This window comes from Sulfitobacter sp. 1A15299 (assembly GCF_043556915.1).
GTDB lineage: Bacteria > Pseudomonadota > Alphaproteobacteria > Rhodobacterales > Rhodobacteraceae > Sulfitobacter.
Genome location: NZ_JBIFFJ010000003.1, coordinates 195,524 through 208,238, shown reverse-complemented (window position 1 = coordinate 208,238; position 12,715 = coordinate 195,524). Strand labels below are relative to the sequence as shown.

Genomic DNA, 12,715 nt, shown 5'->3' with positions numbered 1-12,715 from the left:
CGCAATGAATAGCACGGAAAACACTCTTTCGCACGGTGACATCGCCATCGTCGGCATGTCGGTGACGGTGCCCGGCGCCGAAGGGATCGACGCCTATTGGGCGAACCTGCGCGAGGGGGTGAGCGCGCTCAAGCGCCGCGACGCGGCAGAGCTGCGCGCCGCCGGAGAGAGCGCCGAGCGGATGGCCCGGCCAAACTATGTGCCCGTCACCGCCGATATGCCCGGCTTTGACATGTTCGATGCGGAGTTCTTTGGCTTTTCGCCAAAAGACGCCGCCATCCTTGACCCGCAGCACCGCAAGTTTCTGGAGGTGGCATGGGAGGCGATGGAGCAGGCGGGGCATATGCCCGATAGCCTCTCCGGCCCGGTGGGCGTCTATGCTGGCTGCGGCATGGGGAGCTATTTCTATTTCAACATCTGCTCGAACCCGGACCTCGTCGACGATGTGGGGATGTTCCTGCTGCGCCATACCGGGAACGACAAGGATTTCCTGTCGACTCGGGTGAGCCATGTGCTTGACCTCAAAGGCCCGTCGATCAACCTGCAAACCGCCTGTTCGACCTCGCTGGTGGCGATCCACTACGCGGCCCAAGCGCTGCGCGCGGGGGAGATCGACATGGCGCTGGCGGGCGGGGTGACGATCGAACTGCCGCAGGGGCGCGGCTATGAGTTCAAGGAAAACGAGATCCTCTCGCCCGATGGCGAATGCCATGCCTTCGACCACCGCGCGCAGGGCACCGTCTTTGGCTCCGGCGCAGGCGCCGTTGCGCTGCGGCGGTTAGAGGATGCTGTCGCGGACGGCGACCACATCTGGGCGGTGATCAAAGGTTCTGCGGTGAACAACGACGGTGCGGCAAAGGCGGGCTATCTGGCACCTTCGGTGGACGGGCAGACCGCCGCCATCGCCCGCGCGCTGGATGATGCGGGCGTGGCGGCGCAGAGCATCGGCATGGTCGAATGCCACGGCACCGGCACCTATCTGGGCGACCCGATCGAGGTGGCGGCGCTGATCCAGGCCTACCGCGCCGAGACGCAGGCACAGGACTTCTGCCGCATCGGGTCGGTCAAGACAAACATCGGCCATCTCGACACCGCGGCGGGGGTCGCGGGGCTGGCCAAGGCGGCGCTGTCGCTGCACCACCAGCAGATCCCGCCCTCGCTGGGCTATGAGGCACCGAACCCCGCGATCCCTTTTGAGGGCTCGCCCTTCCGCGTCAATGACCGGCTCTACGACTGGCCCGGCCAAAGCACCCCCCGCCGCGCTGCCGTCAATGCGCTTGGCGTGGGCGGCACCAATGCGCATATGATCTTGGAGGAGGCCCCCGCCCGCGCGGCCTCGGAAGACAGCGATTTCCCTTTCCATGTGCTCTGCCTCTCGGGGCGCAGCAAAGCGGCCTTGGACGCCAATAGCGCCGCGCTTGCGGCACATCTGCGCGCCCATCCCGAACAGCCCTTGGCCGACGTGGCATTCACCCTGAAAGAGGGCCGTCGCGGCTTCGACAAACGCCGTGTCTTGGTGGGCGAAAGCCATGCGGAGGCCGCGGCCCTGCTGGAGGCGGGCGACAGCCGCCGTGTCTTTACCCATGACCACCTCGGCCCCGACCCCGAGGTTGTCTTCATGTTCCCCGGCGGCGGCGCGCAATATGCCGATATGGCCCGCGATCTTTACGAGACCGAGCCGGTCTTTGCCGAATGGATGGACCGGGGGCTGGCCCATCTGGCCCCGCAGCTCGACTACGACATTCGCGCGGTCTGGCTGCCGGAGCCTGAGGACCGCGCGGCAGCCGAAGCCAAGCTGAAGCGCCCTTCGGTCCAATTGCCGCTGATCATGATCGTCGAATATGCGCTGGCGCAGCTTTGGCTGTCTTGGTGCGTGAAACCCGCCGCGATGGTCGGGCATTCCATGGGCGAGAATGTCGCCGCCTGTCTTGCCGGGGTGATGCGTTTTGAAGAGTGTATCGACCTCGTTCTGCTGCGCGGGCGGTTGTTTGACGAGGTGCCATCGGGCGGGATGATCAGCATCGCCGCGCCGCTGGACCGGATCACGCCGCTTTTGGGCGAGGGGCTTGATATCGCCAGTGTGAACGGGCCGGAACTGATCGCCGTCTCCGGCTCCGAAGACGCGCTAGAGGCGCTGCAAAAGCGGCTCGGCGCCGCGGGTCTCGACCATCAGCGCATCGCCATCGACATCGCCGCGCACAGCCGGATGTTGGATCCGATCCTCGACCGTTACCGCGCCTTTCTTGGCAAGCTCGATCTGCGCGCGCCGCAGATGCCTTTCTTGTCGAACCGCAGTGGCGAGGTGATCACGGCGCAGATGGCGGCGGACCCCGACTATTGGGTCGACCAGCTGCGCCACACGGTGAATTTCGCCGATTGCATCAACACTCTGAGCCGCGATGCGCCGCGGGTTTTCCTTGAGGTCGGGCCGGGCAAGGCGCTTTCCGCCTTGGCGCAGATGCACGCGGATGTGGCCCCGGGGCAGGTGATGTCTTCGCTGCGCCACCCCGAGCAAGAGATCGCTGATGATGCCTATTTCCTCGGGGTGATCGGGCGGCTCTGGGCCTGCGGGGTCGAGGCCGATTGGGCGCAGATTTGGGGCGAGGCACGGCGCAACCGCGTGGTGCTGCCGACCTATCAATTCCAACGCGCGCGCTATTTCATCGAGCCGGGTGAGGCGGCGGCGCGCCCTGCCGAACAACCGCTCCAGCGGCTGGAGGATATCGGCGACTGGGGCGCGCTGCCGCATTGGCAACCGCGCTATGCCGAACGGGATTTGGACCTCTCCGGCCCGCTGAACTGGCTTGTCTTTGCCGATATGGCGGGGCTGGGGGCCGAGGCCGCGGCACGGTTGCGGGCCGAAGGGCACCGGGTGGTCGAGGTTACGGCGGGGGATGCCTTTGACCGCGTCAGCGCCGATCATTTCACGCTGGCCGCCGAACAGGGGCGGTCGGGCTATGATCAGTTGATCGCTGCGCTTGAGGCCGATGGGCGGAGGCCAGACCGGATCGCGCATTTCTGGCTCGCCGATGATCAGGCCGCCCCGCGCCCCGGCTCCAGCCGGTTTGACCGCAATGTCGAACAGGGGTTTTGGAGCCTGACATGGCTCGCCCAATCCTTGGCCGAGGCCGAGAACCCCGCGCCTCTGCACCTCAGCGTCTTCACCACCGGCGCGGCGCAGCTGGCAGAGGAGGGGCTGGCCTATCCAGAAAAAGCGCTGATTGCCGGCCCCGTCGGGGTCATGGCGCGCGAAGTGCCGGGGCTGACGGCGGCTCAGATCGACCTGCCAGAGGCTGCGCCTGCGGCCCCTTCGGGATGGTTCGCGAAACCGGCGGCGCCCGCGCCGGTGATCGACCCTGCGGACCTCATCGAAGAGCTTTTGGCGGCCCCTGCCAACCTCCAAGTCGCCCACCGTGCTGGCCGCCGCTATGAGCTGGGCTACCGCGCCGCCGCGCTGCCCGAGACCGACCTGCCGGGCTGGAAACCGCAGGGAAGCTACCTGATCACCGGCGGTTTCGGCGGCATCGGCCTGACCCTTGCGGCGGATATTCTGGAGACGCCCGGCACCCGCGTGATCCTGCTAAGCCGCGCGGCCCTCCCGATGCGCCATGAATGGGACAGCTACCTTGCCAGCCATGGCCCGGCGGATGCCACGGCGCGCCGCCTGCGGGCTGTCCTGCGGCTTGAGGCCAAGGCGGCGCAATCGGGCGGGGCGGTCGAAGTGGCCCGCGCGGATGTCGCCAACCTTGCGCAGATGCGCCGGGTGGTCGACGGCCTGAGCGCCCGCCACGGCGGGCTGACGGGGGTGATCCATGCCGCGGGGGTGCTGGACGACGCGCCGCTTTTGGCCAAGACGGATGCGGATATCGACGCCGTGCTTGCGCCCAAGGTGCAGGGGCTGCGGGTTTTAGATCAATTGCTGCCCGATGGCGCGCTCGATCTCATGGTGCTCTTTTCCTCAACCTCTACCGCGACCCGCGCGGCGGGGCAGGTGGATTATGTGGCGGCCAATGCCTGGCTCAACGCCTTTGCGCAATCGCGACGCGGCGGGAAGACCCGCGTGGTGGCGGTGAACTGGGGCGTTTGGGCCGATGTCGGCATGGCAGCAGAGAGCCTTGGCGGCGGTGGCGGTGCCGTGGCGCTGCCCGCCCGCCCGATCAAGGCGGCGCTCTTGGAAAGCGCCGGTTCAGGCCATAGCGGTGCGCCCGAATTCACGACCGAGATTGCAGCCTCACATTGGCTGCTCGACCAACACCGCACCTTGGATGGCCGCGCGATCATGCCCGGCACGGGCTATATTGAGCTTTTGGCCGAAGCGGCGGCGGCGCAGGGGCTGGACGGCTTCACCCTGCAAGACCTCTACTTCCTGCGCCCCCTGCCGCTGGCCGATGGGGCGCGGCGCAGGATCAAGATTACCCTGACCCCGGAGGGCAAAGGTTTCGCCGCCGAGTTGCGCAGCGCCTGTGTGGTGGACGGCAAGCCCGCGTGGCAGTTGCATGTCCAAGCGCGGCTGTCTCCGGCGGGCGGCAGGGCCGAACCGCTTGACCTCGCGGCCATCGCCGCCCGTTGCGAGGAGGTGGCCGAGGCCGCTGCCGGGAGCCATCTGCCTGCCGTTCAAGAGGCGCATTTGAAATTCGGCCCGCGCTGGCATGTGCTGCAACGCACCGCCTTCGGGCCGGGTGAGGGCATCGCCACATTGCACCTGCCCGAGGCGGCGCAGGGTGATCTGACCCACGGCTACCTGATGCACCCCGGTCTGATGGACATCGCCACCGGCTGGGCCATGGCGCTGATCCCCGGCTATGCCGCGCGCCACCTCTGGGTGCCGCTGTCTTATGGGGAGATCACGCTGCACGACCCGCTGCCAGCCGAGGTCCGCTCGCATGTCCGGCTGGCCGAGGGCACGGGGGCCGAGGGTTTGGCCCGTTTCGACATCACGATCACCGATCCGCAGGGCATTGTTCTGGTCGAGGTCCGCGATTTCGCGATGAAGCGGCTCGAAGGGGCCTTTGCCGAGGTGCCTCCGCCCGACGCCCGCGAAGTGACCTTTGAGGATGCCGACAGCAGCGAAAGCCTCAGCCCCGCCGAGGAGCGTCTGGCCCGTCTGGTGCGCCAAGGTATCCGCGCGCAGGAGGGGCCAGAGGCCCTGCGCCGTGCGCTGGCGCTGGAGGCACCGCAGATCATGGTTTCCTCGCTGCCTCTGCAAGGGCTGATTGCGCAGGCCGATGCGCCGCTGACCGATGGCGCCGCCCAAGGGCAGAGCTTTGAGCGGCCCGATCTCGACGGCTCCTTCGTGGCGCCGCGCAATGGGATCGAAGAGCGGTTGGCCGAGATTTGGTCGAACCTTTTGGGCGTCAGCCCCGTGGGGGTCGAGGACAGTTTCTTTGACCTCGGCGGCCATTCCCTGATCGCGGTGCGCCTCTTCGCGGCGGTCAAGCGTGAGTTCAAGGTGGAGTTCCCGATCTCGGTCCTCTTTGAGGCGCCGACCATCGCCAAATGCGCGGCGCTGATCGCGGCGGAGCGGGGGGATCTGGCGCAGCCGGAGGCGGTCGAGACAGACGCGGCGGGCTCGCAACAGCGCTTTGACTACCTCGTGCCGCTCAATCAATCCTCGCAAGACGCGACGCCGCTCTTCGTGGTCGCGGGGATGTTTGGCAATGTGTTGAACCTGCGCCACCTTGCCTTGCCGTTCAGCAATGAGCGCCCGGTCTATGGGGTACAGGCCCGTGGGCTGATCGGGGACGCGGCCCCCCATGAAGTGGTGCAGACCGCCGCGGCGGATTACATCGCCGAAATTCGCGCCTTGCAGCCCCAAGGGCCCTATCTGCTGGCCGGATACTCCGGCGGTGGGATCACGGCCTATGAGATGGCGCGGCAGTTGAAGGCGGCGGGGCAGGAGGTGGCCGTTCTGGCGATGCTCGACACGCCGTTGCCCGTGCGCCCGTCGCTCAGCAAGATCGACAAGGCGCATATCAAACTGGCTGAACTGCGCCGCAAAGGCCCGGCCTATCTGCTGGAATGGGCGCGCAACCGCTGGGCGTGGGAGCGTGCGCGGCGCCGGGCGCCGCAAGACACCGGCGGCGAGGGCGAGGGGGTGTCCTTCAACAGTCTGCGCATTCAGGCGGGGTTCCTCCGCGCGGTGGGGCAGTATGAAACGCCGCAATGGGACGGGCCGATGACCCTCTTCCGCCCGCCGCTGGATCGGCATTGGGCGGTGTCTGACGGGCAGTATGTCACGGCGGAAAAGGAATATGTCTATGAGGACAACCAGTGGCGGCAATACGCGCCGCGCCTGCAGGTGATCGAAGTGCCGGGCGATCATGTCAGCATGGTGCTGGCCCCGAATGTGACCGTGCTGGCCCAAGAACTGGCAGAGGTGATCGCGGCGGCCCTGCCCGCAGGCGCAGGCCACGACAGCACCCAAGCCACGGCGGCGGAATGATGCAGCGACCGCCCCGCCTTCTCATCGTCATCCTCAATTACCGCACCGCAGAGATGACCCTGCGCGCGGCCGAGGCCGCTTTGGCCGATATGCCCGATGCGGGGGCCGAATTGGTGATCGTCGACAACGATAGCGGCGACGGCTCTGCCGCGCTTCTGGCGCAGGAGATCGCCGCGCGGGGCTGGGATGCGGGCAACCGGGTGCGGCTGATCGCATCGCCCCGCAACGGCGGCTTTGGCGCGGGCAACAACCTCGCCATGCGTGCGGGGATGTCCGACGGGGCCGCGCCGGATTTCGTGCATGTGGTGAACTCGGATGCCTTTCTCGACCGCGGATGTATCGGGGCGCTGCTGGATCATCTGCAAAACCACCCCCACGCCGGATTGGCCGGAAGCCATGTGCGCGGGGAGGATGACATGCCCCATGCCACGGCCTTTCGTTTCCCCTCTGCCGCCGGAGAGTTGGAGGCCGCCGCGCGCTTTGGCCCGCTGACGCGGCTGCTCTCTGCCTCGGTCGTGGCGCCACCCTTGCCCGCACAGGCGGCGCAGGTCGATTGGGTGGCCGGGGCCAGTGTCATGATGCGGTGGGACATGCTGGCTGAGATCGGCCTCTTCGACGAAGCCTATTTCCTCTATTACGAAGAAACTGACCTTTGCCTGCGGGCCGCGCGGGCGGGCTGGGATTGCTGGTATGTGCCGCAGGCGCGCTGCGTGCATGTCGGCTCGGTCTCGACCGGGATGAAGGAATGGCGGCGGATGCCGCGCTATTGGTTCGACAGCCGCCACCGCTATTTCGCCAAGAACCATGGCCGCGCCTATGCCGCACTGGCCACCCTCGCACGGCTTGCCGGGGGCGGCTTGCACCATCTGCGCTGCCTGCTCACCGGGCGCCGCCCGGAAGACGCGCCGGGTTTCTATCGCGACCTTGCGGCCCATGCGCTCACCGCGCGGCGCGCGGCCCCCGCCGTTCAAGACCCAAGCCGCAGCCCCGCCACGGAGGACCGTTGATGACCGTCAGCTTCAAGACAGACCCGTTCACCGCCCTCTTGATGGGCGACGAATCCCTCACCATCGCCTGCGGTGACATGCTGCTGGCGGGCGGGCACCGGATCGCTGCCGTGATCACCCGCGACGCCGCGGTGCGCGCTTGGGCCGAGGGGCAGGGGCTGGCGCTTTGCCGCGATGCCGAGGAACTCTTGCCCATGGGGTTGGCCGCCGACTGGCTGTTGAGCATCGCCAACCTGCGGCTGATCCCCGAGGCGGTTCTGGCGCTGCCCAAACGCGGGGCGGTCAACTTTCACGACGGGCCGCTGCCGCGCTATGCCGGGCTCAACACACCCGCTTGGGCGATCGTCAATGGCGAATCGCGGCATGGGGTCAGTTGGCATCTGATCGAGCCCGGCGTCGATACCGGCGACCTGCTGATGCAGCGAGAGGTCGAAATCGCCGCCGATGAGACGGCCTTCAGCCTCAACTCCAAATGCTACGCCGCCGGGATGGAGAGCTTTGGCGAGGTTCTGGCCCAGCTGGAAAGCGGCAGCCCGCAAGGCACCGCCCAAGACCTGAGCCAGCGCAGCTATTTCGCGAAAGACAAACGGCCCGAGAACGGCGGGCTTATTGATTTTAGCAAGACGGCGGAGGAGATCGGCGCGCTGGTCCGTGGCCTTGATTTCGGCAGCTATTGGAACCCGCTGACCACGGCGAAAATTCAAGGCGCGGATGGCGCGGTGCTGTCCGTGTCCCGCGTGGAACGCGCGGAAGGGCAGTGCGGCACGCCCGGCGCGGTTGTTGAGGTCGATGAGGCGCGGGTGATCGTGGCGGCGCAGGATGCGCATATCGCGCTTCACGACCTGCGCGACATGGCGGGCGAAAGCGTTGCTCCCGCGCAGTTTTTTGCCCCCGGGGATCTGTTGACCCAAACGGCTGGCCCGCTCCCGGCACCGGCTGAAGAGGCATATTGGCGGCGCGCTCTGACCGGCTTTGACGCGCTGCCGGTCCCCTTGGCCACCGCAACCGAAACGCCGGGCACATGGGTGGCGCGGGAGATCACCTTGCCGCTGGGGAGCGACCCGCTGCACGAGGTCGCCGCCGCCGCCCTCGTCGCGCTGCGCAGCGCCGGGGCCACTGAAGGCGGCATCGCCTTGCGGCGTGAGGACGCACCCGCGCCGCTTATCGCCGATTGGCTGCCGGTCACCATCACGGCAGAGGCGGAAACACCGGTGGCGGCGTTGCTGGCTCAGCTGGACCCCCAACTCAGCCGCGCAAAGGGGGCCGTCGGTTTCGCCCGCGACCTGCCGCTGCGCGATCCGGCGATTGATGTGGCTGCCACTCCGGAGTTCGCGATCTCCTTTGACGATGAACCGCTTGCGGGGGCGGCACTGACCCTCTGCCTCACCCCAGAGGGCGCGCGGCTTCGTTCCGATAGCGCCCGGCTGTCCGACGCCGCGGTCGACCTCCTCGCCGCGCGCTTCGAGGCGGCCCTTGCCAAGATCACCGCGGCCACGGATTGCGGCGCGGTCTGGACGCTTCCCGAGACCGAGGCGGGGATCTTGGCCCGCGTCAACGCGACGACACGCGACCACGCCCCCCAGACCATCCACGCCGCTTTCGAGGCGCAGGTTGAGCGCACCCCCGACGCGCCCGCGCTGGTTTTCGAGGGTAAGACGCTGAGCTACGCCGCATTGAACGCCCGCGCCAACCGATTGGCACATCTGCTGCGCGACATGGGGGCGGGGCCGGGGATGCCGGTGGCGCTTTGCGTCGCACGGGGGGTGGACCTGCTGGTCGGCACGCTTGGCATTTTGAAAGCCGGGGCCGCCTATGTGCCGCTTGATCCGGCCTATCCCGCGGACCGTCTGGCACATTACCTCTCGGACAGCGGCGCGTCGGTCGTGGTCACGCAATCGGCCCTCACCGCCAGCCTGCCCGCGCATGACGCGCAGGTGGTTGAGCTTGACCGCGACCCGCGCCTTGCCACGGCACCGGCGGCGAACCCCGCCGCCAGCGCCGGGCCAGATGACCTCGCCTATCTGATCTACACCTCCGGCTCGACCGGGACGCCCAAGGGGGTGATGGTCAGCCATGGCAATGTGGCGAATTTCTTTGCCGGGATGGACGACCGGATCGACCATGAGGCGGGGGCGGTATGGCTTGCCGTGACAAGCCTCAGCTTTGATATTTCGGTGTTGGAACTGTTTTGGACCCTCGCGCGGGGGTTCAAACTGGTGCTGGCGGGGGATGACAGCCGGGCGCTCATGTCAAACGGGCCGATTGCCACGAGCGACCGCAGGATCGACTTTAACCTGTTCTATTGGGGCAATGACGATGGCGTCGGCCACAAGAAATACGAACTGCTGCTTGAAGGGGCGGAATTCGCCGATGCCCACGGGTTCAACGCGGTCTGGACGCCCGAACGGCACTTTCATGCCTTCGGCGGCCCTTACCCGAACCCCTCCGTCACCGGTGCGGCGGTGGCGGCGGTGACGCAGAACCTCGACGTACGGGCGGGCTCCTGCGTGGCGCCGCTGCACCATCCCGCGCGGATCGCTGAGGAATGGGCGGTGATCGACAATTTGACCAATGGGCGCGTCGGTCTCGCCATTGCCAGCGGTTGGCAGCCCGACGATTTCGTGCTGCGCCCCGAGAACACGCCGCCCGAAAACAAGCCCGCGATGTATGACGCCATCGACCAGTTGCGCAGGCTCTGGGCCGGGGAGCCGGTAGAGTTCCCCCGCGCCGACGGCACGCCCCACGCGGTGGTGACCCAGCCGCGCCCCGTCTCGGGCAGGCTGCCGATCTGGGTGACCACGGCGGGCAATCCGCAGACGTGGAAGGAAGCGGGGGAGATCGGGGCCAATGTGCTGACCCACCTGCTGGGCCAGTCCGTGGAAGAGGTTGCCGATAAGATCAAGATTTACCACGACGCCCTGCGCGCGGCAGGCCATGATCCGGCGGACCACAAGATCACCGTCATGCTGCACAGCTATCTCGCCGAGACCCGCGCCGAGGCCGAAGAGACGGCGCGCGGGCCGATGAAGGACTACCTGCGCTCGGCGGCGGGGTTGATCAAACAATACGCTTGGGCCTTCCCAGCCTTCAAGAAACCGGCGGGCACGACGAATCCGTTTGAGATCGACCTCGAAGGTCTCTCGCCCGAGGAAATGGATGCGATCCTTGAGTTTGCCTTTCAGCGCTATTTCAACGACAGCGGCATGTTTGGCACCGTGGCCGATGGTCTGGCGCGGGCCGAGCAACTCAAGCGGATCGGCGTGGATGAAATCGCCTGTCTGATCGACTATGGCATTCCGACTGATAAGGTGATGGCGGGGCTTGCCCCCTTGGCCGAGGTGTTGCACCGCGCCAATGCGGGCGGGCAACCGGCGGCAGATGACCACTCCATCGCCGCGCAGATCATCCGCCACGGGGTGACCCATCTGCAATGCACGCCTTCGATGGCGCAGATGATGGTGATGAACGACGAGGCGCGCGGCGCTTTGGCGCGGATCAAATCGCTGATGATCGGGGGGGAGGCGCTGCCCGGCACCCTGCTGCGCGCCCTGCGCACGGCGACCTCGGCGCAGATCCAGAACATGTATGGCCCGACCGAGACGACGATCTGGTCCACGACCCATATGCTCGGCAGTGCAGGGGCCACCACCGCGCCTATCGGCAGGCCGATCGCCAATACGCAGGTCCATATCCTCGACCCCGCGCGGCAGCCGCTGCCCATCGGCGCACCGGGGGAGCTTTGGATCGGGGGCGATGGCGTCACGCAGGGCTATTGGCAAAGGGCCGAGATGACAGCGGCGCGTTTCATCGACGATCCGTTCACCAGCAGGGGCCACCTTTACGGCACGGGCGATCTGGTGCGGATGGACCCCGAGGGCGTGTTGCATTTCGTGGGCCGCGCCGATGCACAGGTCAAGATCCGCGGTCACCGGATTGAGCTGGGCGAGGTCGAGGCGCATCTCGCCGAACTGCCGGGCGTGCGCCATGCCGTGGCCTTGCTGCGTGAGGATGCCGGGCAGGGCGGCGCGCAGTTGATCGGCTATGTGGTCGCGGAAAAGACGTTGGACAGCGAGGCCGCGCGGCGGCAATTGGCTGCGCATCTGCCTGATATCATGGTGCCGCAGGCCATCGTCACCCTCTCTGCGATGCCCTTGACGCCGAACAAGAAAATCGACCGCAAGGCGCTGCCCGCCCCGACCCGACAAAGCGCGCCGATGAATGCCGCCCCGCAGGCCGAGGCGCCCGCGGGCGGCAGCCAAGCGGCGATCGCGCAGGTCTGGAATGCGCTTCTCGGGGTAGGGGAGATTCGCGGCGCGGATAACTTCTTTGCCCTCGGCGGCCATTCGCTGCTGGCGGTACAGGCGCATCGCGACATCAAGGCGGCTTTGGGCGTCAGCGCCCTGTCGATCACCGATATCTTCCGTTTCCCCAGCCTTGCCGGACTGGCGGCACATATCGATGGGCTGGGGGGCAAGCCCGCCGCACCGGCCGAGACGCCCTCTGCTGCCGAGACGCCCGCGCGGTCGGAAACCATGTCGAAACGCCGCCTCATGCGGGCCGCGCGTGGCCGCGGGCGGGGTTGAGGTGACGGCGGAGGGCGAGATCAGGGCGGCTGTTCAGGCTCTTTTCGATCTGCCGGTCGCCGTCGCCGTGACCCGCCCCGGCAGGGCATATCCGCCCTTGCTGGCAGGCGAAGCCGCCCTCATCGCGCGGGCACGGCCCAAACGGGTCGCCGAATTCACCGCCGGACGCCATGCTGCGCGGGCGGCGATGCAGGCGCTTGGCCACTCGCCCGCACCGGTGCTGGCCAGCCCCGACCGCGCGCCGATTTGGCCGCCGGGTCTGACCGGCTCCATCAGCCACCGTGCCGATTGGTGCATCGCGGTTCTGGCGCGTAGGGCAGAGGTGGAGATCCTCGGCGTCGATATCGAAGACGACAGCCCGCTGCCCGCAGACCTGCTCACCGACATCTGCCTTCCGGCGGAAATCACCCGCCTCGGCGGTGCGGACCTTGCCGCTGCAAAACGCATCTTCTGCGCCAAGGAGGCGGCCTATAAGGCGCAGTACCCGGCGACCAAGGCGCTCTTTGGCTTTGATCGGCTCGAGGTCACGCTATCTGCCCAAAACACCACCTTCGACGCGCGATTTACCCAAGATACTGAGTGCTTTAGCCGCGGCGATAAGCTGCCGGGGCGGATTGCGTCGGTGGCGGGCCACCTTGTCAGCGGGGTGGCAATTGGGCAGATTGATCGCAAAGGAGCTTGAT

General features: G+C 67.3%; 4 protein-coding genes. All 4 read left to right on the top strand.

Features of this window, described 5'->3' with window-relative positions; genetic code table 11:
* Positions 1-4: 4 nt before the first annotated feature.
* From ACGYK7_RS06320 to ACGYK7_RS06305, 4 genes are read left to right on the top strand one after another with little or no spacing between them, the layout of a single operon-like run.
* Complete coding sequence (locus ACGYK7_RS06320; protein WP_394400078.1) at positions 5-6,442, top strand: type I polyketide synthase; 6,438 nt, start codon at positions 5-7, stop codon at positions 6,440-6,442.
* Positions 6,442-7,449: a glycosyltransferase family 2 protein gene (locus tag ACGYK7_RS06315; RefSeq protein WP_394400076.1), complete on the top strand. Its 1,008-nt coding sequence runs from the start codon at positions 6,442-6,444 to the stop codon at positions 7,447-7,449. Before ACGYK7_RS06320 ends, ACGYK7_RS06315 begins: the two co-directional genes overlap by 1 nt.
* On the top strand, positions 7,449-12,032 hold the full coding sequence (locus ACGYK7_RS06310; RefSeq protein WP_394400074.1) for a MupA/Atu3671 family FMN-dependent luciferase-like monooxygenase: 4,584 nt from the start codon (positions 7,449-7,451) through the stop codon (positions 12,030-12,032). The genes ACGYK7_RS06315 and ACGYK7_RS06310 overlap by 1 nt, the downstream gene beginning before the upstream one ends.
* The gene (locus ACGYK7_RS06305; protein ID WP_394400072.1) at positions 12,013-12,714 is read left to right on the top strand and encodes a 4'-phosphopantetheinyl transferase; all 702 of its coding nucleotides are present in this window, start codon (positions 12,013-12,015) and stop codon (positions 12,712-12,714) included. Before ACGYK7_RS06310 ends, ACGYK7_RS06305 begins: the two co-directional genes overlap by 20 nt.
* Position 12,715: the final 1 nt, after the last annotated feature.